The 26,389-nt window shown below is 30.2% G+C and carries 30 protein-coding genes, 1 riboswitch and 1 other annotated feature; of the genes, 12 read left to right on the forward strand and 18 right to left on the reverse strand.

Annotated features, from left to right (window positions below; genetic code table 11):
* Positions 1-247 precede the first annotated feature (247 nt).
* Complete coding sequence (locus ACJAX4_RS09015; RefSeq protein WP_435789128.1) at positions 248-586, forward strand: 4Fe-4S binding protein; 339 nt, start codon at positions 248-250, stop codon at positions 584-586.
* 297 nt (positions 587-883) lie between these two features.
* Here the strand turns inward: ACJAX4_RS09015 and ACJAX4_RS09020 are convergent, their stop codons facing one another.
* The 3 genes from ACJAX4_RS09020 to ACJAX4_RS09030 form a co-directional block, all read right to left on the reverse strand.
* Positions 884-1,333, reverse strand: coding sequence for an ASCH domain-containing protein (locus tag ACJAX4_RS09020; protein WP_435789129.1), 450 nt, complete (start codon positions 1,331-1,333; stop codon positions 884-886).
* Positions 1,334-1,495: 162 nt separating this feature from the next.
* Positions 1,496-1,918 carry a VOC family protein gene (locus ACJAX4_RS09025; RefSeq protein WP_435789130.1) on the reverse strand — a complete coding sequence of 141 codons (423 nt, stop codon included), beginning with the start codon at positions 1,916-1,918 and terminating at the stop codon, positions 1,496-1,498.
* A gap of 580 nt (positions 1,919-2,498) precedes the next feature.
* The gene (locus tag ACJAX4_RS09030) at positions 2,499-3,377 is read right to left on the reverse strand and encodes a radical SAM protein (RefSeq protein WP_435789131.1); all 879 of its coding nucleotides are present in this window, start codon (positions 3,375-3,377) and stop codon (positions 2,499-2,501) included.
* Positions 3,378-3,717: 340 nt separating this feature from the next.
* Between ACJAX4_RS09030 and ACJAX4_RS09035 the strand changes: the two genes are divergently transcribed.
* Together ACJAX4_RS09035 and ACJAX4_RS09040 are read left to right on the forward strand one after the other, a co-directional pair.
* Positions 3,718-4,059, forward strand: coding sequence for a PadR family transcriptional regulator (locus tag ACJAX4_RS09035; protein WP_435789132.1), 342 nt, complete (start codon positions 3,718-3,720; stop codon positions 4,057-4,059).
* Complete coding sequence (locus ACJAX4_RS09040; protein WP_435789133.1) at positions 4,050-5,339, forward strand: FtsW/RodA/SpoVE family cell cycle protein; 1,290 nt, start codon at positions 4,050-4,052, stop codon at positions 5,337-5,339. Before ACJAX4_RS09035 ends, ACJAX4_RS09040 begins: the two co-directional genes overlap by 10 nt.
* 118 nt (positions 5,340-5,457) lie before the next feature.
* On the opposite strand, the gene ACJAX4_RS09045 is transcribed toward ACJAX4_RS09040, so the two are convergent.
* The 3 genes from ACJAX4_RS09045 to ACJAX4_RS09055 all read right to left on the reverse strand — a co-directional run bounded on the left by ACJAX4_RS09045 (position 5,458) and on the right by ACJAX4_RS09055 (position 7,102).
* On the reverse strand, positions 5,458-5,664 hold the full coding sequence (locus tag ACJAX4_RS09045) for a hypothetical protein (RefSeq protein ID WP_435789134.1): 207 nt from the start codon (positions 5,662-5,664) through the stop codon (positions 5,458-5,460).
* A gap of 545 nt (positions 5,665-6,209) precedes the next feature.
* Positions 6,210-6,662 carry a DMT family transporter gene (locus tag ACJAX4_RS09050; protein ID WP_435789135.1) on the reverse strand — a complete coding sequence of 151 codons (453 nt, stop codon included), beginning with the start codon at positions 6,660-6,662 and terminating at the stop codon, positions 6,210-6,212.
* Positions 6,663-6,676: 14 nt separating this feature from the next.
* Positions 6,677-7,102, reverse strand: coding sequence for a DMT family transporter (locus ACJAX4_RS09055; RefSeq protein ID WP_435789136.1), 426 nt, complete (start codon positions 7,100-7,102; stop codon positions 6,677-6,679).
* Between the two features lie 190 nt (positions 7,103-7,292).
* On the opposite strand from ACJAX4_RS09055, the gene ACJAX4_RS09060 reads away from it, so the two are divergent.
* The gene (locus tag ACJAX4_RS09060) at positions 7,293-7,991 is read left to right on the forward strand and encodes a cyclic nucleotide-binding domain-containing protein (protein ID WP_435789137.1); all 699 of its coding nucleotides are present in this window, start codon (positions 7,293-7,295) and stop codon (positions 7,989-7,991) included.
* 95 nt (positions 7,992-8,086) lie between these two features.
* On the opposite strand, the gene ACJAX4_RS09065 is transcribed toward ACJAX4_RS09060, so the two are convergent.
* On the reverse strand, positions 8,087-8,413 hold the full coding sequence (locus tag ACJAX4_RS09065; RefSeq protein ID WP_435789138.1) for a hypothetical protein: 327 nt from the start codon (positions 8,411-8,413) through the stop codon (positions 8,087-8,089).
* Positions 8,414-8,748: 335 nt separating this feature from the next.
* A complete protein-coding gene (locus ACJAX4_RS09070) occupies positions 8,749-9,441 on the reverse strand; it encodes an RDD family protein (protein WP_435789139.1) in 693 nt (230 codons plus the stop codon).
* A gap of 97 nt (positions 9,442-9,538) precedes the next feature.
* On the opposite strand from ACJAX4_RS09070, the gene ACJAX4_RS09075 reads away from it, so the two are divergent.
* Positions 9,539-10,486, forward strand: a complete 948-nt coding sequence (locus ACJAX4_RS09075) for a stage II sporulation protein M (protein WP_435789140.1) — start codon at positions 9,539-9,541, stop codon at positions 10,484-10,486.
* A gap of 43 nt (positions 10,487-10,529) precedes the next feature.
* Here the strand turns inward: ACJAX4_RS09075 and ACJAX4_RS09080 are convergent, their stop codons facing one another.
* The 7 genes from ACJAX4_RS09080 to ACJAX4_RS09110 all read right to left on the reverse strand — a co-directional run bounded on the left by ACJAX4_RS09080 (position 10,530) and on the right by ACJAX4_RS09110 (position 17,525).
* On the reverse strand, positions 10,530-11,843 hold the full coding sequence (locus ACJAX4_RS09080) for a DUF58 domain-containing protein (RefSeq protein ID WP_435789141.1): 1,314 nt from the start codon (positions 11,841-11,843) through the stop codon (positions 10,530-10,532).
* A 46-nt stretch (positions 11,844-11,889) separates the two neighbouring features.
* Entirely contained in the window at positions 11,890-12,855 is a 966-nt protein-coding gene (locus tag ACJAX4_RS09085) for an AAA family ATPase (protein WP_435789142.1), read from the reverse strand.
* Positions 12,816-13,826: a hypothetical protein gene (locus ACJAX4_RS09090; protein ID WP_435789143.1), complete on the reverse strand. Its 1,011-nt coding sequence runs from the start codon at positions 13,824-13,826 to the stop codon at positions 12,816-12,818. Before ACJAX4_RS09090 ends, ACJAX4_RS09085 begins: the two co-directional genes overlap by 40 nt.
* Entirely contained in the window at positions 13,807-14,481 is a 675-nt protein-coding gene (locus tag ACJAX4_RS09095; protein ID WP_435789144.1) for a hypothetical protein, read from the reverse strand. Before ACJAX4_RS09095 ends, ACJAX4_RS09090 begins: the two co-directional genes overlap by 20 nt.
* On the reverse strand, positions 14,438-15,445 hold the full coding sequence (locus ACJAX4_RS09100; RefSeq protein ID WP_435789145.1) for a hypothetical protein: 1,008 nt from the start codon (positions 15,443-15,445) through the stop codon (positions 14,438-14,440). The genes ACJAX4_RS09095 and ACJAX4_RS09100 overlap by 44 nt, the downstream gene beginning before the upstream one ends.
* 147 nt (positions 15,446-15,592) lie before the next feature.
* Positions 15,593-17,038 (reverse strand): DEAD/DEAH box helicase, encoded by a 1,446-nt coding sequence (locus tag ACJAX4_RS09105; protein ID WP_435789146.1) that lies wholly within the window; start codon positions 17,036-17,038, stop codon positions 15,593-15,595.
* Between the two features lie 142 nt (positions 17,039-17,180).
* Positions 17,181-17,525 carry a hypothetical protein gene (locus ACJAX4_RS09110; RefSeq protein WP_435789147.1) on the reverse strand — a complete coding sequence of 115 codons (345 nt, stop codon included), beginning with the start codon at positions 17,523-17,525 and terminating at the stop codon, positions 17,181-17,183.
* Positions 17,526-17,860: 335 nt separating this feature from the next.
* Between ACJAX4_RS09110 and ACJAX4_RS09115 the strand changes: the two genes are divergently transcribed.
* From ACJAX4_RS09115 to uvsE, 5 genes are all read left to right on the forward strand, one after another.
* Entirely contained in the window at positions 17,861-18,424 is a 564-nt protein-coding gene (locus tag ACJAX4_RS09115) for a DNA-3-methyladenine glycosylase I (RefSeq protein ID WP_435789148.1), read from the forward strand.
* Positions 18,425-18,509: 85 nt separating this feature from the next.
* On the forward strand, positions 18,510-18,971 hold the full coding sequence (locus ACJAX4_RS09120) for a DUF4342 domain-containing protein (protein ID WP_435789149.1): 462 nt from the start codon (positions 18,510-18,512) through the stop codon (positions 18,969-18,971).
* A gap of 130 nt (positions 18,972-19,101) precedes the next feature.
* Entirely contained in the window at positions 19,102-19,785 is a 684-nt protein-coding gene (locus ACJAX4_RS09125) for a response regulator transcription factor (RefSeq protein WP_435789150.1), read from the forward strand.
* Positions 19,778-21,259: an ATP-binding protein gene (locus ACJAX4_RS09130; RefSeq protein WP_435789151.1), complete on the forward strand. Its 1,482-nt coding sequence runs from the start codon at positions 19,778-19,780 to the stop codon at positions 21,257-21,259. Before ACJAX4_RS09125 ends, ACJAX4_RS09130 begins: the two co-directional genes overlap by 8 nt.
* 266 nt (positions 21,260-21,525) lie before the next feature.
* Complete coding sequence (gene uvsE, locus ACJAX4_RS09135) at positions 21,526-22,539, forward strand: UV DNA damage repair endonuclease UvsE (RefSeq protein WP_435789152.1); 1,014 nt, start codon at positions 21,526-21,528, stop codon at positions 22,537-22,539.
* Positions 22,540-22,613: 74 nt separating this feature from the next.
* Here the strand turns inward: uvsE and ACJAX4_RS09140 are convergent, their stop codons facing one another.
* Positions 22,614-23,318, reverse strand: a complete 705-nt coding sequence (locus tag ACJAX4_RS09140) for a DUF554 domain-containing protein (RefSeq protein ID WP_435789153.1) — start codon at positions 23,316-23,318, stop codon at positions 22,614-22,616.
* Between the two features lie 117 nt (positions 23,319-23,435).
* Positions 23,436-23,679: a binding site (T-box leader), on the forward strand.
* 126 nt (positions 23,680-23,805) lie between these two features.
* Here ACJAX4_RS09140 and ACJAX4_RS09145 point away from each other — a divergent pair.
* Positions 23,806-24,330, forward strand: coding sequence for a tryptophan transporter (locus tag ACJAX4_RS09145; RefSeq protein WP_435789157.1), 525 nt, complete (start codon positions 23,806-23,808; stop codon positions 24,328-24,330).
* Between the two features lie 63 nt (positions 24,331-24,393).
* On the opposite strand, the gene ACJAX4_RS09150 is transcribed toward ACJAX4_RS09145, so the two are convergent.
* Together ACJAX4_RS09150 and ACJAX4_RS09155 are read right to left on the reverse strand one after the other, a co-directional pair.
* Positions 24,394-24,537, reverse strand: a complete 144-nt coding sequence (locus tag ACJAX4_RS09150) for a hypothetical protein (protein ID WP_435789154.1) — start codon at positions 24,535-24,537, stop codon at positions 24,394-24,396.
* 99 nt (positions 24,538-24,636) lie between these two features.
* Positions 24,637-25,083: a DUF1499 domain-containing protein gene (locus tag ACJAX4_RS09155; RefSeq protein WP_435789155.1), complete on the reverse strand. Its 447-nt coding sequence runs from the start codon at positions 25,081-25,083 to the stop codon at positions 24,637-24,639.
* 145 nt (positions 25,084-25,228) lie between these two features.
* Positions 25,229-25,360: riboswitch (cyclic di-AMP (ydaO/yuaA leader) on the forward strand.
* Between the two features lie 12 nt (positions 25,361-25,372).
* Here ACJAX4_RS09155 and ACJAX4_RS09160 point away from each other — a divergent pair.
* Positions 25,373-26,137, forward strand: a complete 765-nt coding sequence (locus tag ACJAX4_RS09160) for a cell wall hydrolase (protein ID WP_435789156.1) — start codon at positions 25,373-25,375, stop codon at positions 26,135-26,137.
* Positions 26,138-26,389: the final 252 nt, after the last annotated feature.

Here is a 26,389-nt window from a genome sequence, read left to right on the forward strand (position 1 = left end):
TCAGCTGCAAGTATGCGATACATTTTCATCAATCTCCTTCACATTTTAAAATGTATGTTTTTGCGTTATAAGTAAACTACATACAATTATCATATTCATTATCACATGTACATCTCATTATTACAAACAGAAGTAGGACGAGGCATCAGCTTTTTATCCGAAGCCTCTCTTCACGCGTTATGCCATTTTTGGGGGGGGCACTCTTTATAACTTAGCCACATTGGGAACGTTTATCCAGAAGATTCATATGTCAGCCGTTGTACTCATGGGAATTATATTTATATTAGCCATTTTTTTTGGACCAGTATTTTGTGGTTGGATATGTCCACTGAGTTCCTTCCAAGAGTGGATATGTAAAATAGGCAAGAGGCTTTTTAAGAATAGATATAACCAGTTTGTTCCTAAAGGCATTGACCTCTATATGAAATATTATAGGTATTTGTTACTTATAGCTGTGGTTATAGTGACTTCCAAGTCAGGTTATTTAATGTTTACAGATATTGATCCTTATTATGCCCTATTTAATTTTTGGTCAAAGGAGGTAGCACCAAAAGCAGTTGCATTAATTGCAAAGTTTGTCCTATGATAGTGTAGAACTGCAAATGTATATGCCAAAACAAGAAAAATCATGTGTAAGGATCTGAAGCACAAGAACTTATTTGTAAATGAGTTCTTATGCTTCATTTTTGATATACATAACTGATCATTCACAGTTTTATGAGTGCTTTAATGGAATTGCAGTAAAAACTGGTGCTGATGTTTTTAATAAATTAAAAATAGAGAACAATACGAAAACAGTTAATGATCTAAAAAATACAATTCCAAACACTCAGGAGAGCTTATCTTATTTATTGGATGACAATGGCCTTAAGAATATTTTTGATTATTCTTTCCACACTACTTCAAATTCTTCGCAAACAATCATCATGGTTTTATCAAAATCTAGGTCATATACTTTGAGTTCCTTTGAAAAAAAGTTTTCATGTACCGTTCTCCAATATGCAATGGAGCAATCCCCTTCGCCCTCTTTAAAAGCATGACTTTCTGACACTTCTCCAAATGGGCAAGTGTAAACTTTCGTTGTTTCAGTTATACAAACAGCATTATTATCAGAGTCTAAAATAATATTCAAACCACCTATTGGTGGCAACGGACTGTTATCAATTTCATATATTTGATAAGCCGATGCGGTTGCCGTCTTTATGCCATTTACTACAAATTTTGCAAGTTCATTTGCTATTGAAGTATCTCCACCAAAACTCCAAGCATCATAGGTCTTATTTTTCACATCGTTGTTTTGTGTATATAAATTCCACATTTCTTTTTCAGTCATATGTTTATATCATTCCTTCCTCTATATATTTTAAATAATTTTTACTTTGCATCTCAGGTGTAGCTTGGCTGTATTTTCAAGCCGAACTGAATGGGAAACTTTTATTATATGCTGCTCCGTCCTCTCTGAAACTTGATTAATAACTAAACTCAGAATTTCTTTTTACTTAGTTCGTTTGAAAATCGGATGATCTTTTTTTAATTCTAAAAGATCCCATAAGTTACCATATAAATCCTTAAATACCGCAACCACTCCATATGATTGATCTTTTGGTTCTCTTACAAATTCTATTCCCCTTAAGACCATTTCATTGTAATCCCTCCAAAAATCATCAGTGTTTAAAAAAAGAAAAACTCTCCCACCTGATTGATTACCTATAAAGGGCTCTTGTTCAGATTTAGATGCCCTAGCAAGTAGTATCGTAGTTCCGACTGACCCAGGTGGAGCAACTACAACCCAGCGTTTATCTTGTTCCGGCTGGTAAGTATCTTCAAGTAATGTAAAATTAAGCTTCTTCGTATAGAACTCTATCGCCGCGTCATAATCTTTTACAACTAGAGCTACATGGATAATTGATTGACCCATTTTCTCAACTCCTCGTGGTTTTTGACATTCCTATTTAATCAATATTATTTGAGTCTTTTAGATTATCTTAATAATTCTCCATAACTCATACAACAATTCCATCCTTCCTATATAATCTTGATTTTAATCATAAATTTCATATAGTTTGGTCCTAACCTATATATAGAGTATAAGTAATAAATTTACACAATGCTACATAAAAATAATCCACTAGTCATAGCGAACGGCAACATTCAATAAGCTCTACACACTAACAAGTCCAAGGTAATCTTTTCTAAATGTATTCATAGAATCATAAGCAAGCACTTGAACCTGTAACCTAGCATACTCTTTCTTATAAAGTTGCATTGCTTCTTCAAACGGATTGGTAAAGAAACCCAGGTTATTCGTTTGAAAATGTTTGATTAGATTGATATGAACAGTCCCACGTTCTCTATGCATATTGTTATACAATATATAAAAGCAAAAATGTTCCTGCTTACATATTCCCATATGATCAAAAGGAGAAACCTACTGAGATGATTCCTTAAAGCATGATTTTATTGTAAGGCTAAAGCCAAAAACTGATTGATTACTAATGCTAATCTAGTCCAGGTATCATTAACTGCTCATGATCATTTCTTTCCTCAAATTCATGAAGATAGTTGAAGCATTCTTCAAAACCACACAATATACCATGGGATTTACAGGTTCTTTTCAACATATCCATCAAACTATCATTGTTTGGACTTGGTATCTGATAAGCATAGTTAAATCTTTCTATATATCGAGCCTTCATTCCTGGAAAATATTCATCCAGCTTTTTATAGAAATGTTCCCTATTTCCTTCTCTTAAGGTTAATCCCATGCCAAAACAAATAATGCCATGTACTTTCGCTTCTATACAATAATCAAGAAGTCCTCGAATATTTTCCTCTGTATCATTGATAAATGGTAAAATCGGACTCAACCAAACTACTGTAGGAATTCCATTATCACGCATTATCTTTAACACCTCAAACCGTTCTCTTGTTGTGCTAACATTGGGCTCTATGATTTTACACAAAGCTTCGTCATAAGTAGTAAGGGTCATCTGAACTACACACTTTGTCTTCTCATTAATTTTTTTAAATAAGTCCAGATCCCTTAAAATTCTTGATGATTTGCTCTGTATGGCCAGTCCAAATCCATTAGAATAAATAAGCTCAATACATTTTCGGGTGTTTCCCAATTTTTCTTCCAAATGAATGTATGGATCACTCATTGCCCCAGTACCTATCATACACTTCTTCCTTTTCCGTCGTAGTACATCCTCTAAAACTTTCGGTGCATTAATCTTTACCTCAATATCTTCAAAATCATGGTGCATTTGATAGCATTTGCTTCTTGAATCACAATAAATGCAGCCATGAGTACAGCCACGGTATATATTTATTCCATTTTGAGCTGATAAGATCCCTTTTACCTCTGTTTCATGCATAATATTCTCCTTATTATTAGAGTACTTTATTAGTTCTAATTTTTTTGAAATTTGATATTGTCTTTACCAGCCCTCGTCTCGTAGACTTGAATTTTAAGTTTTACGCGCACTATCCACCTCTAAATAAATAGTAATATAAACGATACTACGAGTCAAATATATATTACATATATTCATCAATTTTATACTTGAATAATAATATGCGATACCATAAATTAAAATTAAACCTACATATTGACATAATTTATTATAGTGCTATCATTATACATATAAAGCCGATGTATCGAATTGCAAGGTATATAATACCTTGTGAACTAAGAATTATAAAGGAGGCGACAACATGTCAATAAACAAAGAACTTTTAAAAGGAAGTACTGTAATTCTTATACTTAAATTAATTAATAAAAAACCAATGTATGGATATGAGATGATAAAAGAGATGGAAGAAAAATCAAAGGGGGTATTTAAATTAAAGGAAGGTACCCTCTATCCAATTCTTCACACCTTAGAGGCAAATGGACTTGTAGAGGCATATTGGGATGAAGGCTCTGGAAATCGTCCCAGAAAATATTACAGGATAATGGATGAAGGTCGTTTATCTTTAAAGGAAAAAGAAGAAGAATGGACAACTTTTCGTTCTACCGTTGATAAAATATTATGGGAGGCTACATTATGGGCGTAGGAAATAATTCTAAAATTAGTGAATACATTGATTATGTATGTTCTTATGTAAAATATAACGCAGCTCATAAAGAAATAAAACAAGAACTATCATCACACATAGAGGATATTGTAGATGAATATGCTTCAAGTGGAATATTACAAGAAGAAGCGGTAAGTAAAGCCGTTGAACGAATGGGAGATGGTGTAAACCTGGGTAAGCAGCTAAATATAGCCCATAAGGGAACCCCAGATTGGATTACATTAATTTTAACCATAATCCTTGTAAATATGGGTGTTGCTTTGATGTATCTTATGCAATACAAAAGTGCATATCAACATAGTGATTATTTATTTAATCACAGCTTATTATATGCAGCTATCGGTACCATTGGTATAGTATTATTATATTTCTTCGATTACAGAAAATTAGAAAAGTATTCGAAACACCTTTTCGCAGGAATGTGTTTGTTATTTATCCTATTTATATTTATAGGCAACCCTATAAATGGAAGTCTCTTTATTTCAATTGGCTCTTTTACAATTGATATTAAGGCAATTAGCTTATACGTATTTATAATTTCCCTTTCAGGCATATTCAATAACTATGACTGGAACAAAAGAATGAATTTAATTAAAGCTTTTGGATATTTAATTATTCCAATGTGCTTTATGCTTTCTGTTCAAGGATTAGCTTACTGTGGAATTTACTTTATTTCTTTTATAGTTTTAGCCCTTAAGTCTAACATGAAAATAAGATATGCAATTTACATTGTTGCATTTAATGCTATTAGTTTTATATTATTTATTTTCACGGAAACATATAGAGCAAAAAGACTTTTTATTTTTTTACACCCATTCTCTGATCCAGATGGAGCTGGATACTTAGGTGTACAGATGTACAAAATAACTCATACATCTGGAATCCTCGGATATGGATTTTCTGCAAATGAAAAACTATTAGTACCCTCGATGCAATCAGATTTTATATTTAATTATATAGTACACACCTTCGGGTGGCTTGGAGCTGCGGTTATTATTACTATTATTATTTCTTTCATATATAGAATTTTGCATATTGCAAAATATGTTAGGGATAGCTATGGAAGATTAGTTATAGCAGGGCTAATTAGTATATTAACAGTTCAATTTGCTGCAAATATATTAATGAATGTAAATTTATTCCCTATTGTTGGAATTGCACTTCCATTTATAAGCTATGGTGGCTCTTTAGGCCTTATTAATATGGGATCTGTAGGTATTATTATGAGTGTGTATAGAAGGAGAAGTTTAACCAATTAATACACGTCAATAAGTTTGATATATACTATTAATTCATTATTATGTTACATTACTAGTATTTAATTAAATTGAAATATAAAAAATAGCGGGAATTTTTATCCCACTATTTTTTGACTTGCTAGTTTTCTTTGTCAGAACCCTTCTTACCATATATTTTATGCAATATTAAGTCGTATTGCCCTAACTTGTCTGCTAACATATGCCAATTCTTATGTTCCGCATTAGAAACATTAACTTGATTGGTCTCGACATTTTTTAATCTTAAACTAATATCTTTAATATCCTTTTGCATTTCGACTAGCATTTCTTTTATCTCGTTATCCATAGTTTATCTCCTTCGCGTGTTTTATATTTTACTTAAATCTATTATACATTATTTTTTACCTATCACATAATCATACTATTTTTACAAGCCTATATCACTTCCCCTTTATTTTCATATACTATAATAATATATATAATTTTAGGGGGTTATTATTATCTTTAAAACAATAAACTTAAGTCGCCCCAGAAAAGTACTAGGGAGTAGCATTGATAATGCTATCTTCAAGACAAAACTAAAAGACGCTAAACACAACAAATATCCAGTCATAATAAGTTGTATAATTGGATGTATATTCATCAAACAAAATTATGCATATGCTACAGATGCTGTACAAGAAAGTACAGGCATTATTAATATTTTATCTGTCCTCGGGCCACCAACATTACTTACAACCTTAGAAATTTATAAGATAAGGGGTTATATAAAAAAGTACATCGAAAATTTGAAATTATACTCACATGAAACTTAATTGCAAACATAATTACTCGAATTTTGTAGTCACAAATTATTAAGGCTCAGCACGAATGCTGAGCCTTAATTTACAATTAAGATTCATTTATAGCCAATTCTTTCTTGTCCACGTTAGAGTTATACATGATTCCTATTAGAATTAATACTCCACCAATAATTTTACCTTTTGAAACGAATCCCTCTCTAAAATAATCAATAAGTATGCCTGTGAAAATCTGACCTATGAATATAAGCAAAGTACTATATATAGTTGGTATTTTAGGAATTACAATGTTAGAACTTGCAACTACCATTACTCCTATTATTCCACCTAGAAGAGCCCATATTGGTATTGCAGTATAATCTTTATAAGATATGTTAACAAAATTACGTACAATAATAATCAAAAGTATAGTAGTGAATAGTCCTACAATGTAGTTCACTAGAGTTCCCTGGAATACCCCTATTTTTTTAGCTAAATGTGAATTTATAATCATAGATAATATAATAAAACATCCACATAAAGCTGCTGAAATTATATAAAACATATTTACCCCCTCATTTATTTATAATATATCATTGCAACTAGACCTAACAATATGATACAAAAACCCGTGATTTTTTTCCTTTTAAACTTGTAAATATCCAAACCGAATAATCCATAATGATCAATAAAGCTAGCTAAAATGAGTTGTCCAAAAACCCCTAAAGATAACGTTAGAGATGCTCCGAGAGCATTGAAGCATAAATTATTTAAGAACACCACTAAAACGCCTATTAACCCACCGCTAAATAAATAAATCGGTATATTTTTAGATACCTTTAACGTCTGCTTTTTTGTGATTAAAATAATAATTACAGTAATAAGTCCCATAATATGAATGATTAATAGTGATTGATAGGAATCTGTATAAGTCGACAGAATTCCATTAAAAGTTACCATTATAGTAATTAACAGACCTATAATTACCGCAGATGCTTTATACATTTAATTTCCTCCGATCATTAATGAAAGCTACTTGTATAAGATTAACATAAAAAAGAACACTTCTATATGACACATGTCCTGTTTTTAATAAATTTGTTTATGCAAAACTATAATAAACTACTATAATAATACCTAGACACACAAATAAATAATTATTTTTATCTTTTTATACCAAAAGGAGGCATCCATTGTGAAACGAATAAATAGTAAAAGTGAACTAGATAATTATATAAAAAAATATAATATCAATGATTTTTTCAGCATAGATATGTATAAATATATGGAGCTACATAGTTTTGATAAGGGAAGTCACCTCGTCAAAACTGATGAGCCCATAGATTATTTTTATTTTTTTGTACAAGGTAAAGTAAAAATATATACTGTTCTCAAAAACGGTAAATCTCTACTATTTAGGTTACATAAACCACTTGTTATAATTGGAGATGTGGAATTTATTGATTATGACAAGGCTAATTCAAACATTGAAGCCATAACCGAATGTTTGTGCATTGGAATATCCATGAAGAATATAAGAAAATATGCTGTTTATGACCAAACTTTTTTAAAGTGTATGTGTACGAGCCTTGGCAAGAAATTTATTAGCTCTTCCATTGCCAGTTCAATAAATATTCTCTATCCTCTAGAAAATAGATTAGCAAGTTATCTACTTGCTATTGCTCCAGAGAATAGCAACCTATCTAATTTAGATGGTGGTATAACAACTGATAAATTTACCGAGCTTGCAGATTTGCTTGGAACGAGCTATAGACATTTAATTAGAACCATAAATAAATTATGCAATGATAAAATAATTAAAAAGGAGAAAAACTCAATTACTATACTTGATATAGCTGAAATAGAAAAGCTTGCCGGAGATCTGTACCAATAAAAAAACAGGTGTATATTGCTGTATTTTATCCATACTTACAGCGATATACACCTTTAATTCCCATATTTAATTATTATTAGCCTTAAGAAGAAATACTATCTAATTCCATCTATTCTACCCTTTAATGCTTTAAAACGTCCATTTACATAATTAATAAGTTCTTTTCTGTTCTCTTTTATTTCAATTGGAGCACTAGAAACCATAGTAATAATATCTAATTTGTTGCCTTTTATGTCTTTGGCAACATCATATGCTAAGCATTTATTTTTTATTTTCCAATAGGTTATGTTAAATTGATCTGCTTGGCGTTTATTATAATACCCCTTTTCAATACCAAATTGAAATAAATCCGCTGCTGATTCTAATTCTTCCAAATCTTCAACTTCTAAAGTTTCATTAACTAATTCTTCAAATGTTTTCATTATAGCACTCCTTTTTAACCTGTAATATTATTAATCGTTAAATACAATACCACAAAGTTGTTTGTTGTTAAAAATTTATTCTTTTCAAAATATATTGCACAACTTTTATATTTTAACACATATTAAGCAATATTTAAATTACATTTACTAATAAAATATTTTTCTATGAAATTAAACAACGCCAGTATCATTATTTTATTATTCCTAATATGCTATATAATATGTGACTATCATCGCGGTATTGCCTTCGCTACTAACAATAAAAAGAGACTTAAGCAGATTAATATATCATACTAATCTGCCTAAGTCTCTTTTATATATCAATACTATAAATCTTACAGTCCGCCAATAAAAGCTTCCCATTCCTCTAAATTCTCCTGAGTTTCAAATTTTTTATTAAAATGTTGCTTTAGTTGTTCTTTGAGATAACTACAATCTTCAATACTATTTTGCCTTTTAACATACTCTATTAGAATTTCATATTCTTCCTCAGACATTAAATATCTATAATGTTCATTGATTTTTTGGAGGCCTTCTAATGTAATTGGTGGAGATTGATTTTCTTCTACAACTACAATGGTCGATGCAACATAGTCCCCTACACGTTTATGCTCTTTAGTAAGAAATATCAATACAACGCCAATACCAAAAACATCAACAAACACTCTAAATAAATTCCTTAAAGCTGAGTGCTTAAGTGTGATAGGTTGACCATTGTTTCTTAGGGTTCTAATTCTAAAAACTTTTTTACCTATTGTCATGCCGTTCATGCTTAACTCCATAGAAATAAAATAACCATAACTTATTAGCGAAATTACAAGTAATGTTCCTCCAATAATCCAGCCATAATATTCTTCAAAGAAACTTGGTGAAAAATATCCTATGATTAGTAGCGAAATGCCTAGTATTAAAATTAATACGCCTTGAATCATCATATCAATAAGTACAGCACCAGTTCGTGACCCTAGTCCTGCTAGAGTATATTCTACTTCTATGTTTTCAGGGGTTGTTATTTGAATTTTTTTCATAGTATTCCTCCAATTCTTTTGTATATTTTTAAGGTATCTTAAAAAACATCTACACAATTTGTAATTTATTTGGTAAAATAAGCATGAGGTGAAACTATTGAAAGAAGATCAATTTATAAATATAAATTCCGATACTTGGAAAGAACTTGAAGCATTATCCACCATAATTAATAAAAAAGGTGTGAAAAAACTATCTTCCAAAGATGTAAAGAAATTTCTACACATTTTCAGAGCAATTAGCCATCATTTAGCTTATGCTAGAACTCATTATCCGAAGAGTAGTATAGTGACATATTTAAATTCACTACTTAACAAATGCCATAGCCATGTTTATGCAGTAAAAAAAATATCTCCAGGCAACCTTTTAAAATACATTACTTACGACTTTCCAAGGCTTTTAAAAGAGTATAAATGGTTTATAATGTGCTCCTTCTCTTGTTTTGCTATTGGAGTCCTATTAAGTATGATATTAGTTCTTATAAATGTTAATAACGCTAGTATGTTCCTCCCCCAGGATTTAATCACTTCAGTAAAAAGTGGAAACACTGGTGGCGGTGAATGGAACTACCCCTTAATGTCCAGCTATATTATGGTAAATAACATTACACTTTCATTAAAAGCTTTTGTATTGGGTATAACCCTTGGAATAGGTACAATTTATGTGTTGTTTTTTAATGGTGCAGTACTTGGAACACTAACCGCACTTATTTATATTTATGGTAATCCTATGAAATACTGGTCTCTTATTTTGCCACACGGAATAATTGAACTCACAGCTATTTTTATTTCAGGAGCTGCAGGACTTATAATTGCTAAAAGCCTACTAATGCCTGGCGAATATTCTAGACAACATGCATTAATAAATGGTGCAAAACAATCTATTTCTCTAATAATTGGTGTAATATTTATGCTTGTGATTTCCGGAATTATAGAAGGTTTTTTTACACCTCTAGACATCACTGTATTAGCAAAACTAATTTTTGCCGCTATATCCGGAGTAGTATTAATAATATATTTTTCTATTCCATATTTAATAAAAAAGTAACATCTAGAGAAGTTTATTTTAAAAAGATAACTTCTCTATTCTTTTACAAATATGTTCTATTTTTAACCTGGATATATTTATTTACAACAGTGTATTCAATTTTTTCAGGTGCACACTCAATACAAAGAATTCCTTTTCGATTCAAGAGATTTATTATCTTACGTCTTTCATCAAGCATTTCTAGAGCAACACCCTTATTAAATATGTCCTCTTTGTTTTTTATTTTGAGTGAACTTATTAATTCTATGCTTTCATTTTTTATAAGTATAATAACCATTAGATTATTCTTAGAAATAGCTGGTAAAACCTTTAGTATAATTTCTGCTTCTTCTACAGTGTCAAAATTCGTAAATAAGAATACAATGCTTCTATGTCGTTCCTTCTTTTTGAAATAGTAAAAAGCTTCATCATAGTTAGATGTTTGTTTAGTGTTGTCAATATGATAAAGAGCCTCCATAATTTTACCTCTATGACCAGCTCCTTTACCGGGCATTATCATATCATCTACTTTAGTATTGAATATCATGAGCCCAGACTTATCACCATTCTGGTTCACTACATCTGAAAGTACTAGGGCAGTATTAACAACTAAATCAAGCTTTCTAAACCCCCGAACACTGTAACTCATAGCTCTACCCGTATCAATTAAAATATGAATGTGCTGGTCTTTTTCAGGTTCATATTGATTTAATATGGGTTTATTTCCTCTAGCCGTTGCTTTCCAATTAATCTTTCTATAGTCATCACCAGTTACATATTCTCTTAAACTCTCAAATGATGTACCTTTCCCAAGCATTTTCATATTTTTTTGACCCTGTTTAAAAGAGCGATTGTTACACATGTTAAGTTTGTATTTACGAAGATTTTTCATGTTTGGGTAAACCTTATACTCCTTATGAAGCGCTACCTTGATTATCTTCGTACAAAGCATTAATCTTCCCTCACATTTAACATGAACATTTTCAAAGTTAAATGCTCCACGTTTAGTTGGATAGATTACGTAATTAAAATCCTTTTTTTTCAGAGGCATTACTGTACCTCTCATTATTCTATTTTCAGTCTTAAAATGAAAATCTGGAATCTCATCTATAATCTCTACATGAAGTTTATAGTTACTCTTATTGAAAATTTGAATACATATTTTATCTGTGTCATAGATTGACAACTTATTTGTACCTATACGCTGAACTGATAAGTCACCATCATCTATTGAAATAAAATAATCAATTATGAGTAAAGCAGCACATATTAAATTGTAAATTATGAATACAGTAAATGAGTTTTTTAAAACCAGTGCTAATATAAGAAATAACAAACCACCGCATAACAAATATATAAAACGTTTAGTAATACCCACTAATATCCCCCACTCCCTATCTAGGTACTTTATACCTAGGTGTTCTTTACCTAGGTACTTTTACTTTAGAAAGTATATCTGTAAGTACCTGGTTTGTCATAATTCCCTCAAGCTCTAATTCTGGCTTTAAGATTATACGGTGCCTTAGCGTTGGTATAGCCATTTTTTTTATATCTTCTGGAATTACATAATCACGCCCACAAATTGCAGCACAAGCTTTAGAACTCTGAAGAAGTGCAATAGTTCCTCTTGGAGAACTTCCAATTTCAATAATAGGATTATTTCTAGTTTCGTAAACTACATTTACAATGTATTCCATAAGAGCCTCGTCTACTTTAACTTTTTGAATTTCTTCTTTGCATTTTAAAATATCGCAACGATTACAAACTGTTTGTAATTTACACTTATCTAAATCTATACTTGAAAAACCTTCATTATGACGTCTCAGAATTTCCTTTTCTGCCGCAGTTGATGGATAATCTATTATAATTTTCATCATAAACCTATCTACAAGAGCTTCTGGCAAAGTATAAGTACCCTCATATTCTAATGGATTTTGCGTTGCAAATATCATAAAAGGTGCACTAAGCGTAAACATCTCTCCATCAATTGAAACTGTGCTCTCAGCCATAGCTTCAAGTAGCCCCGCTTGTGTCTTAGGAGGGGTTCTATTAATTTCGTCAGCTAAAATAAAATTAGTGAAAATAGGGCCTTTTTTAAGCTCAAACTCTCTTGTTTCCATATTAAATACCTTTGTACCAGTTACATCTGCTGGCATTAAATCTGGGGTAAACTGAATCCGCTTGAAATCTACTGAAAGTGTCCTTGCTAAGGCTCTAACCATCAAAGTCTTAGCAACACCTGGAAAACCTTCTAGTAGTACGTGTCCGCCGGAAAACATGCTTATTAAAGAGTATTCTATTAATTCATCCTGCTCTACTATAACCTTTTTTAGCTCTAATGTTATTTTTTCTACAAGTTTTCGTGTAAATTGTTTTTCAAGGTTTTCCAATGTAAATCTCTCCTTTTATACACAATATTATTAAGATATTCTATACTAGTTATTATTTTAATGTATTCTTTTGCCTTTGGTTTTGATTTTTTACTATTCATAAATTCGTAAACTCTTCTAGCCTCATGTATTGATGGTATTTCCTCCGCTTGCCAATACTCTAACCAGTCTTTACTAGTTCCTTTAAATCCTTTAAGAAAGTTTTGATAATAACTATTCACCATTAAATCTAAGCATTTAGCCCCCCTATAAAGAGACGCTGCTGAGTATAAATACTCATTCTCTTCCCTCTCCACTTCTTCATAGAGTGGTATTATTTTTCCGAAACGCTTACCTTTATAATAAAACAATGCTGCTAAAGCTATTAACATTTGATATATTATATACTTTATTTCTGTGGGTGTAACGTCCCATAGTGATTTGGTAATATCTGATGGAAACATATATGATTCATTAAAATATAACTTTTTATAAGGTAGACTATTAATTCTCTTAAGAAGTTCATATGTTTTGCTTGTATCTTTCATAAGTGCTTTATTTGTAACAAAATCTGCATCCGCATTTATTATGCTTCCCTTATGATATGTATACAGTTTTATATTGTCATGTGCCGCAACTGACGTTCCGTACTTAACTAAAGGATTAATTTCCGGTGTAAGATAAACTAATATCCCACCCTCTTCTACCCACTTCATTACTTCCAGGTTATTTATATCAAATTCACCACCAGGAGATATAATCTGAACGCTATCAGGCTTAAACTCACTTACCTTGTTTAATGTTCGTTCTACTGGATAATTCAGTTTCTTTAATGTTTCATAAAACACACTGTATCCCATTTTTGATATATTTGTAACAGAATAATGTGGAATCTTTTTATCAATTCTAGGTAAAATATAGAAAGCTAAAAAAAGGAATACAGGCACAATCAAAATGAATAACCTTAAATCTTTATTGTTTTTTTTCTTCATAAACTAGCACCTCATTCCAGAGCTGATTAATGTTTTGGACAGCTTTATCATAAGTCTGTTTAGTACACAACCTATGCCCATACCAAGAAGAATTAAAGTCATTTACTAAATATTCAAATACAGATAGCATAGAAAATTCATTTTTCTTTAAATATTTATAGATTTCTTCATTGGTTTTGGTTTCATCAAGATACACTATGTTTTTTTCATGCATCAAAAGCAAAATAGCAATAAAATCATATCTAATAGCTTGTCTAAAATCTTCCTTTACACCAAAAGACGCTGCCAAAATTCTTAAACTACTTGGAGTTGTTTTATCATCTATTTTTTCCCCTAAAATTTCTTTGATTCTTTTTTTTCTTTCAAAAGTTTTACTTACTTTTACAATTATTAAAACCACTATAGTAAAAATCAACAAAAATCCAATAATTATAAATATATTAGCTAAATTATCTGATACTGCTCCTGGAGAATGGATATTTGAAAAAGAATTTTTAAAAACTTTCACTATCCACTTACTTATACCATCTTTAATTTGCAGGATAAAATCTAGTAGAGATGTTTTTAAATGTATATATTTATAACCCTGAAGTATCTCATTAGTTGTGCTATCAAATTCTTGGCTTGATGGAATTATTATACTCAGTACCTTCACTTAACTGCTCCTTTTCTTTATCCTTTTGTAATTTATTAAGATTTAGTGTTATATCATAACCTTCTTTTTTAAATCTCTGATTATAATATAAATATGTTAGCATTATTGTTCCTATTGGCGTTATAACCAGCCATGATAAAATATTTATAGGCCACGATGAAAAGTTATATACCATAGTAGCAAATTCAAAGAAATCTTGCTGAACATTTAAGAACTTCAAAATCATATAAATTATCCCTCCAAGGAGCCCAAGAAAACTTTGAAGAGAGTATATAATTGCTGAGGAAGTTAAATTAAATAATATTATACACCCTAATATCTTAAAATAATTCCTTTTCACAAGATTATAACTTCGTTTTAAAGCAGCAAACACTCCTTTGTTTTCTATTGCCACTGCATGAAATGCAAAAGAAAATATAGTTACGTATGCAAAAACTGATAATATCATAAGTAATACAAACCCAATAATTAAAATCATTATTCCGATTTCGTCGTTTTTATCATATATTATCCCATGAAGCAGATAAAACTGTTGAATTTCATCAAAAAACATGTAACCAATTGCACCAAAAATGCCCGCCACTGGAAGATATAATAATATTTCCATTAATATAACTCCTAAAACCACAAAAATCTTTTTAAATGAAGCTGATATAGCCTGACTTGCATAAATTGGTTCTTGAGAAATTTCTTGACTTGATATTTTTATTAAGCCTATTTTAAAGTTCGTCACAAAAGCAATTATACTTATGGTAAATATAAAAAACCCAAATCCAATTATCACCACATTTAAATGTAGTGCTACTGACATTGCTGAAAAAATGCCTCCTACAATTATAAACCCAATCATTCCAATAATACTTAAAGCTCCATAGGCAAAATTAAATGTAATTATTACTTTTAAGTATTTTTTTAAAACTTCTATAGAATTATCCATTACCTCTGCTAGACTCATTACCCCCATTACACATCTCCTTAAAATATTATTAGTACTTAATCCTCATAATTCATTCTACTATATATTTAATAAAATAGAAATATTAACCGTTAAAGAATAAAGTTAAAACCAAGTTGTGTGTTATGTATAATCAACTTGGTTTGTATTATCATACTATTTATTTGCTTTTTCTACCCTAATATTTTTTCCCTTTATCGACCCTTTATTAAGGGCTTCTAATACAAGCTTGCCTTTCCCACCCATAATATCTACATGGGAAAAACTATCCTGTATATCTATTATGCCTATATCATCAGCACTTACGCCATCAATATTGCAAATAGTACCTACAATATCTACAGTTCGTAGTTTTTTCTTTTTACCTGCGCTTAGATATAATTTCATTATATCTCCACTAAAATTAGAGGCCTTAGTCTTTTTAATGACAGGTTTAGCATCATTTTTTTCATAAAATGCTTCCCTGAACGGTTCAGACTCTTCCTTTGATGGTATTGGCCTTTTAGGTATCTCCATACCAATATAGTTTTCTATGTTTTGCAAAAATCTTTTCTCATGATGAGTTGTAAAAGTTATAGCGCGTCCCCTTTTTCCAGCTCGTCCTGTTCTTCCTATTCTATGCACGTAATTTTCTTTCTCAAGTGGTAAATCATAATTTATGATATGAGTTATATCTTCTACATCAATACCTCTAGCCGCAACGTCAGTAGCCACTAAAAATCTATACTCACCTTTTTTAAATCTTTCCATAGCATCTAATCTTTCACTTTGAAGTAACCCGCCATGTATTTTAACACAGGAATAATGTCTGTTTTTCATTTGCTCCGTTATTACATCCACATTTTCTTTTGTCTTACAAAATACTATACAAGAATCAGGATTCTCAATATAAAGTGTTCTCTTAAGCAAACTAAGCTTCTTATCTTCTTCTACTTCGTAGCATACTTGATCTATTTTCTCAACAGTTAATTTTTCAGAAGCCATTTCTATTTTCACTGGATTAACCATATATTTCATGCAAATCGCTTCAATAGATTCTGGAATAGTAGCTGAAAATAACATAGTTACTCTGTTTTTAGGAACAGCCTTAATAACAGCTTCTACTTGTTCTATAAATCCCATACTAAGCATCTCATCTGCTTCATCTAATATTAAATATTTTACCTTATTTAAATTAATTGAGCCTCTTTCAATATGATCTAGAGTTCTTCCTGGTGTTCCTACCACTACATGAACTCTTTGTTTTAACTGTTTTTTTTGCATTTCTATAGGCTGTTTACCAAAAACGGATATGGCTCTAATTTTCTTATATCTACCTATCTGTGTTATATCTTGACTTACTTGAAGTGCTAGTTCTCTCGTAGGTGACAGTATTAAGGCTTGTGGCTCTGTTTCCTCAATATCTATATTTTCACAAAGTGGAATAGCAAAGGCAGCTGTTTTCCCACTACCTGTTTGTGCTCTTACTATGATATCTTTGCCTTCAAGAGCTATAGGGATTACTGCTGCTTGAACCTCTGAAGGATTTTCATATCCTAAATTATTAATCGCCTTTAATATTTCTTCACTAATGTTAATTTCATCAAATCTTATGTTACTCATTTTAACTTCCTCTCTTGTTTCATATATAATTTTTAAGTATAACTTAAATATATTTTTAGACCTAAGTACTCATTATACCATGTTTATCGAAAAAGAGATAATGATTATAATCATTATCCCTTTTTCTAGACACCTATTTATTTTACTCACAAGGATATATATAATTTGCTGCAACACGAACTTCTAAATCGTCAATATCAATATCTTCAGGAAGTACAAATACTAGTTTACGACGAATAGTACCACAAGCGCAACATTCATCATCTTTACATAGTACTGTAGTAAAACCTCTAAAAGCAAGTATTCTGTGACACTTATCATATATAATACATGCAACAGCTACTTGTTTGCCGAAGCATACGTTATCCACTTGAACTCTAACAGTTAGTAATTTAGCACCATTATTCTCCATGTTTACTGGTTCTGCATTTATAGTATGACACAATTCGCATTCACAATGTTTGTTTGATCTTTCATCTTTACTCATTTATCAAAACTCCTTTTTTATATAAATTTATAATGAGATAATATAAGTTATCAACAATTTTATGGATACATATATCACTACAATATATTTAATATATTGTGAAGATAAGTTTGTTAATTGATATATGTACTTGTAAACTATAAAATTGAAATGGCTGCATTATAAATAATAATCAGTTTTACTATATGAGTAATTCGTATTTTTATATTATTAATATATTCTATGGTAGATGCAGATGTGAATAAAAACACTTAATATTCTTATTCACATCTGCATAAATTATTATATTATATATGATAAACTTACAATAATAACAATGAAAGAGGTGTATGAAAATGATTAGATGTAACTGGTGTGGAAATGATCCCCTATATATGAAATACCATGATGAAGAATGGGGAGTACCCGTCCATGTAGATAGAAAACATTTTGAATTCCTTGTTCTTGAATCTGCGCAAGCTGGTTTAAGTTGGATTACGGTACTTAGAAAAAGAGAAAATTACAGAATAGCTTATGATGATTTTGATTTTAATAAAGTGGCACAATATGATGATGAAAAAATAGTTGAACTCCTTCAAAATGCAGGTATTATTAGAAATAAGCTCAAAATAGCTGCTTCTGTAAATAATGCTAAAATGTTTCTTAAAGTTCAAGAGGAATTTGGTAGCTTTGATAATTACATATGGGCGTTCGTGGATAATATTCCAGTAATTAACCACTGGGAGAATACTGCAACCGTACCTGCAACTTCTGATTTGTCAGATAGAGTTAGTAAAGATTTAAAAAAACGTGGTTTTAAATTTTTAGGATCAACTATAACTTATGCTCACCTCCAAGCTACTGGTATAATAAATGATCATATTTCAAGCTGCTTTAGATACAGTGGAATAAATTTCTAATGCGATTCTAATCTTTTGCTAATAAAGTTTTAATTTTTCTACCTTATAATAACAATATAGAAAACAAATATGAGGAGGAATTTAAATGTCAATAAATTTAGAACAAATTGATGAGTTAAGGAAAAGAGCTAATGTAAGTTATGAGGATGCAAAAAATGCACTAGAGATGTCTAACGGAAACCTTATCGAAGCTTTAGTATATTTAGAAAAACAAGATAAGATTAAGGAACCAGAAACCACAAGTTGCGGAGGTCAATTCTTTAAAAAGGTAAAGAAACTTATTAAGAAAGGAAATGAGACAAAACTTATAGTTAAAAAAGATGATACTGTAGTTCTAAATATTTGCGTAACATTAGCAATTATAGTAGCTATAGCAGTTACACCCTTAACAATAATAGCATTATTAGTAGCACTCGCAACTAACCACAAAATAAGAATCAAAAAGAAAGATAATGAGTGTTCTGACGTAAACAATATTTTTGATAAGATGTCCGTGGCTGTTAACAAAGTAACTACAAAAATTACTGAGGAAATGAAAACTGAATAGTATCCACATATTCTATTACCTACATTTGTAAATGTAGGTTGTTTTTTTAGAAAAAATTAAAATAAATATCCAATTGTCTAAAATTATGTATATAATAAAACTATTGATATTATTTGGGGGTAATGTATATATGAGCGGACAAAAGATTTTAATAATAGAGGATGAAATAAAAATAGCGCGATTTCTACAGTTAGAACTAGAGTATGAGGGTTATATTGTTAGTCAATGTTATGACGGTCGGGAAGGTTTAGATAAAGCAATTAGTGAAATTTTCGATGTTATAATTCTCGATGTTATGTTGCCTTCTTTAAACGGGCTTGAGGTATTACGACGGTTAAGGCAAATATCTGCAGTTCCTGTTATAATACTTACAGCAAAGGATGAGATAATGGATAAAGTTATGGGCCTTGATATAGGTGCTGATGACTATATGACAAAGCCCTTTGCAATTGAAGAATTACTTGCAAGAATAAGAACAGCGCTAAAAAAATCACCTATACTCAAAAGGGTTTCTAATATATTATCAGCTGGTGACCTTTTCATAGACTTAGATGCACATACGGTTACATTCAAAAATGACTCTATAGAACTAACAAAGACGGAATTTGATTTACTTAAATACCTAATAGAGAACAAAAACATTGTTCTTACAAGAAATAAGATTATAGATATAGTATGGGGATATGAATATCTTGGTGATACTAATGTTGTAGATGTTTACATTAGGTATTTGAGAAGTAAAATTGATGATAGATTTAACAATAAATTTATTTATACCATGCGAGGGGTGGGATATCTTTTAAAAGATGAATAATGTAAAAGCTATATTTAGGCTTCTATTGCAATATTTTAGAGTTCTCTTGAAATCAACAAAAATAATCCTGATTTTCATGCCGAAATTATTAAAGAAATTAACATACGAAATAAACAAGCAACTAAGATTTTCAATTAGTTTTAAAATGACTGCAGTATATACTTTGATTTTTTCTATTATACTTTTCATATTAAGCATTGTTTTAATTATAGGATTTAGACTGTTTCTGTTAAATGAGGTAAATATTGAACTTAATAAGTTTAGTTCCGTTGCTCTTAATTATGCTAAATTGAACAATGATTTTGAAAGCTTTGATATAAATGTTTTTTCTGATTTAGAATACGTAACCTTAAATATTTTTGATGAAAGTGAAAATCTAGTTTATTCTACTGTGAAAGACAAAAAAAATCAAGTTTTTTATAAAAAGGTCTCCCCCTCCCCCATCGTAGATGAAATAAACCAGCAATTTGTTTATGTTACTACTAAATTAGACCAAAACAACGAAATCTATTATCTACAATTTTATAAAAATATTGATAAGCAAAATGAATATTGGGTTATTTTCATAATAATTGTTTTTTTCATAAATATATTCTCTTTGATTGTAACCTTAGGTGTTGGATCTAAAGCTAGTAAAAAAATGCTTTTGCCAATAAGGGATATGACAAAAACTACAAAAGCTATTTCTGTTAATGCCCTAGGAACTAGGCTTAATGTTAGTAATTCTCATGATGAACTAAAAGATTTATCCCAAACTATTAATAAAATGCTGGATGGTATCCAAACTTCCTATGAACAACAAAACCAATTCGTATCTGATGCTTCTCATGAGCTTCGAACTCCAATAGCAGTTATAACAGGGTATGCAAATATGCTATCACGTTGGGGAAAAGATGACCATGATGTATTAGACGAATCTATAACTGCTATAAAGGATGAAGCCTACGATATGCAACAGTTAGTAGAAAAGCTTTTATTTCTAGCAAGAAGCGATAAGAACACTCAAAAGATTAATAAACAGGAGTTTTACATCAATATATTGGTAGATGAAATTATAAAGGAAACGAAATTAATTGACTGTAATCATGAAATTCGGACTGACATGAATGAAGAATTACTCATTTATGCAGATAAAAAACTATTAAAACAAGCATTAAGAGTTTTCATTGATAATAGCATAAAATATACTCAAATCGGTGGAATAATAGTGTTAAATTGCTATATTAAAAGAAATAGTTTAATTATTGATATTATAGATACAGGTATAGGCATTTCTAAAGAAGAGCTTCCTTACATCTTCAATAGATTTTATAGATGTGATAAATCAAGAACAAAAGAAAGTGGTGGAACTGGACTTGGATTATCAATTGCAAAATGGATTATTGGTAAACACAATGGCTCCATTGTAGTAGAAAGCAAACCCGAAATAGGAACAACCATAAGAATTGGGATTCCGATAAAAAGTAGATTATGATCTCACTTCAGCTTCTACTTCTTTCACAACTTATATTCAGAATTTGTATATAATTTTACATACACTATAATTATGTGGTATAATTAAGCCCGTGCTTGTTCTAACTTTTAGTTAAACAATACATTAATGATTTATAGAATATATTTCTATACTACGGATCAATACTTAAAATATATTAATAAATGTCAGTTTAAAGAATAATAGTTAGTAGAGATGTTTTAATGTATATTTATTTGGTAAAACTATATTATATGAGGAGTGATATTATGAAAATAAGATTAGGCTACGTGGCCACGGCTTTAAAGCTAGGGAAGATAACTTCTTCTAGCACTGTAACTTATTCTACATATACTAAACAATCGACGGATAGAGATAAGCTTGAAAAACTACAGAAGGTAGCGGTATCAAACGTTAATGATTTGTATAAAATTTTAGAATACACAGTAAAAAATAATATTCACTTTTATAGATTAACTTCTGCTTTAATTCCTTTAGCAACTCATCCTGAAGTTACAGATTGGGAGTTTAGAAGGATTTTAAAAATGGATTTTGATTGGCTTGGTAATTTTATCAACAAAAATAATTTAAGAGTAGATACACATCCTGATGATTCTAATGTTATTAATAGTTCTAAAGAAGAAGTGCTAAAAACTACTGAAAGAAACCTGTGGTTCCATGCAAATCTTTTTAATGATATTAGCTATCCACTAGGAAAAATGGCGGTACACATTGGTGGTAAAGAAGGCGGTAAAGCTGCTGCTACAGAAAGATTCTTTAAAAACTTTAATAACTTGCCAAAAGAAATAACAAAATTATTAATATTTGAAAATGATGATAAAAGTTTTACTACCAAAGAAGTATTAAATATATGTAAAGAAATAAAGGCCCCTATGGTACTAGATGTTCATCATCATTATTGTAATAGTGGTGCTGATGAACTAGAACCTATGTTAAAAGATATCTTTGATACTTGGGAAGGCGAAATACTACCACCAAAAGTTAATTATTCTACTCCTAAGACTGGTGAAAAAGATAAAAAGCATGCTGATTTTATTGATGCTGCATCATTTATTGACTTTATCGAGCTATGTATTCCTTTAGGAATTGACTTTGATGTAATGCTTGAAGCAAAAAAAGCAGATTTGGCATTATATCAACTTATAGATGATATAAAAGTGCTTAAACCAAATTGGAACTGGATTGATACTAGTACTTTACAAATCCTAGAAGACCAAGAGATTGAAGAAAATCAAGAGATTGAAGAAATTGAAGAAATTTAATTAACATAAAGAAAAGGCTTTAAGAATATTTAATTCTTAAAGCCTTTTCTTTATTCTTCATAAATCATCAACAACTAAATTATCTTTACTATTACATTAAACCAAATGGACTTAAATATATAATATAAAAGTGGTATGAAGATAGCTGGAAGCATATTACCAACTTTTATTCTCTTAATCTCTAAGATATTAGCACCAATTGCTACAATTAGTAATCCCCCAACAGCGGACATCTCATTTACTACAGAAGGTATTAAATATGGTTTCATAAGAGACGCTGTCAAAGTTATAATACCCTGATATAAAAAAACCGAAATCGCTGAAAAACAAACCCCAATACCTAAAGAGGATGAAAAAATAACTGCAGATATACCATCTATTAAAGATTTAGCGTATAATATATCATGATTACCTGTAAGACCACTCTTTAACGCCCCCATTACAGCCATTGCACCAACACAATATACGAGACTAGCTGTTACAAATCCTTTAGCTAGACCCTTTTGATTAGAGAATCTAAGTTCTAGCCAAGCACCTATATTTTCGATACCCTTTTCAATTTTCATAAGTTCACCTACTAAAGTTCCAAGGGTTAGACTAATAATTAATAGCAATATGTTATTAATCTGAAGGGCACCTTTTAGTCCAATAAGAATTACTGAAAGCCCAAGTGCTTTCATAATTGTCTCATTGTACGCACTAGAAATTATATTTTTAAACAAAGAACCAATAAATCCACCTATTAATATTGCTAACGAGTTTACAATTGTACCTAACATAAATATTTATCCCCCTTACTCCAATGACACTTATAGTAATTATAAACATAAATACTAATTTTTACCACTAAATAAGTATTTACATTAAATAATGTTAATGTTACAATAAGCAATATTATAAATTCGTTGAACAGGAAGAGTAATTAAAGCCATGCAATTTCAGAGAGCTGAGGATAGTGTGATCTCAGTATTGATAACTTTAATGAATGGACCTGCTAGAAGTAACCCGAAATCAATTTTTGAGAGTAGTAGTTACCGGTTGCCCACTGTTAAAAGGGATAGAGCATTTATGTGCTTGAATTTTAAAATATGCTTTTTCAGCATAATTTAGGTGGTACAGCGAATATCCTTCGCCCTAATACAGGGCGAGGGTTTTTTTATTTTTAAAATTAATATAAGGGTGGTGGTTAGTTTGATGTGGTGAAAGTCAATTATTATAGAAAATATATTAAAATCCCTAAATTTAAATCTTATTAAAAAGGAGCTAATATTTATGAAAACGAACAAAATAATTATAACGTCACTATTACTTGCAATAGGGCTTATATTGCATCAAATAACCCCAGGTATATTTTTTGGAGTAAAACCAGATTTCCTATTAGTGTTTATGATTTTGTCAATAATTTTAAATAAGGATTTAAAGATTACATTTATTACTGGTATAGTAGCAGGTGTTTTATGTGCTTTATCAACCACATTCCCAGGTGGACAATTGCCTAATATTATAGATAAAATAATAACATCAATAATTATATATGGCTTATATATAAAAATGGGTTCTAGTTCTTCATTTAAATTAACGACAATTTATTTTCTTGGTACTATTATAAGTGGAAGCATTTTTCTAGGTTCCGCACTTATTTTGTTTGGATTACCTGTACCTTTTCCCATATTATTTATATCAATAGTACTACCAACATCAGTTATTAACTCACTTATGGGATTTTCGTTGCATAAACTTATCTCATCTAATCCTATAATTAACAATAAATTTATAAGCTACCAAAAATAGATAGTACCACTCTTAATGTAATTAATTACATTAAGAGTGGTACTGCCTTAAAAATCTAAAGGCTTATTTTTGTTTGGGATAATATCTTTTAAAAGCGTCTTCATACCCTTCTGGTTTATCAAATTCCTGAATTTCACTTACGAAAGTTTTTTTTCCTACCTTTTGAACTTCTCTTCTTACCTTCCTATTATTATTGTTATTATCCAAATTGACACCTCCAATCACTTTTATTTAGTACACATCTTAAATATAGTATTTACAAGAACAGATTAAATATAAATAGATTTTTAATTTATTATTAAAAATTTATTTATAATAAAACTCTTTTAACTTATTGTAACGTTCCCTATTTAGTCCCAAATCGGAATAACCAATTCTTGAAGAAGATCGAAAGTGGATAAGCTTTTCACTTTCGTCAAAGTAAAACTCTACATCGTCATGATATTTCATTTTTCCAGTTGTAAAAATCACATATAGATAATTTTTCTCATTTATAACTGTTTTTGCATTACCATAGTTCTCAATAGCTTTATAAATCTCATTTTTTGAGTTTTCTAAATTTCCTTTGAATTTTAATGCGTCAACTCTCTTATCTTTTTCATCTGTTTGGGAGGAGACGGCATTAGGTTTGTTTGATAATTTGGCAAGTTTACCATTGTTTACCCCTAAATTTTCTGGCATAGAATTGTTTTTCACTAACATATAAATCACCATTACTCCCATTACACCTACTACTCCACTTAAAATTTTCATATTAACATCTCCTTACGATATTGTAGTACTAGTACATATAGTTATCTATTTAATTTAAAACTATTGTACTCCATAAAGTTGTCACTGTATAGTATGGTTTTACAGTTTATACATAGGTTAATTTGTCGTTTCATGTTACAATTCACCTATTACATTGCCGAATCTCCGAAATGGAGAGCGGGGGGGATTTTTTTATGGGGTGAATCTCTTATCTAGAGTAGACTGCCTTTAACCCGAATCCGTCAACTAACATAGTAGGCTTTATAAAGGAGGACTTGTTATTTTAAAATTGAATTTAAAAAGAACGTTATTAGCCTTAACCTTAGCTTTAGTTACTAGCAGCTCTGTATATGCTGCTACATACCAAGTTAAGTCTGGTGATACGTTAAGTGAAATTAGCAAAGCATATAACACGACCACTAGTTTTTTGATGAAAAGTAATGAACTATCAAAAGAAACCATATATTCTGGACAAGTACTAGATGTTCCAAACAATACATATAATGTCGTTAAAGGAGATACATTATATTTTATAGCTAAAAAATACAATATATCCGTCGATGCACTAAGAACTACAAATGATAAATGGAGTGATACTACTATTTACTCTGGAGATGTTCTTAAGATACCGGCTTCCTCTGGATCAGGTGGAGAGGCGGTACAACAAAAGACTGCAGGAGTTATTTCATACTCTAATGGTGATGTTGATTTATTAGCTAGGCTGATAACTGCTGAAGCAGGTGGTGAAAGCTACAATGGAATGCTTGCTGTTGGAGCTGTTGTAGTGAATAGGGTTCAAAGTTCGCAGTTCCCTACTAATATTAGCCTAGTAATTAACGAGAAAAGCAATGGCTACTATCAATTTTCACCAGTGTTGGATGGTAATATTAATAATCTTGCAAGTACAGCGGCAACTAAAGCAGCAAATAAATCTTTAAAAGGAACAGATCCCACTAATGGTGCACTGTACTTTTTTGAAAATACTATAACAAACAAATGGTTAACTTCAAAGAAGGTAGCCACTACTATAGGCAACCATACATTCGCATATTAATGCATGGACTCTGAATATAACAATATAAAAAACTTCCACAAGATTGTGGAAGTTTTTTATATTGTTATTACAACAGTTTTTATAAAAAACAAAAAAATAAATAAGTATAAACACAAATTGGTTTATACTTATTTATTTTAAGTCTTAGTCTTTCAAAATTAAACAGAGAATTAGGTACGCTTCATTACAATAGAATTTTTGAAAAATAAAATTAATTATTTTTCTATTTGCATCGATCGAAATCTCTGCATC

It is taken from the genome of Clostridium sp. (assembly GCF_051278035.1).
GTDB lineage: Bacteria > Bacillota > Clostridia > Clostridiales > Clostridiaceae > Clostridium_AD.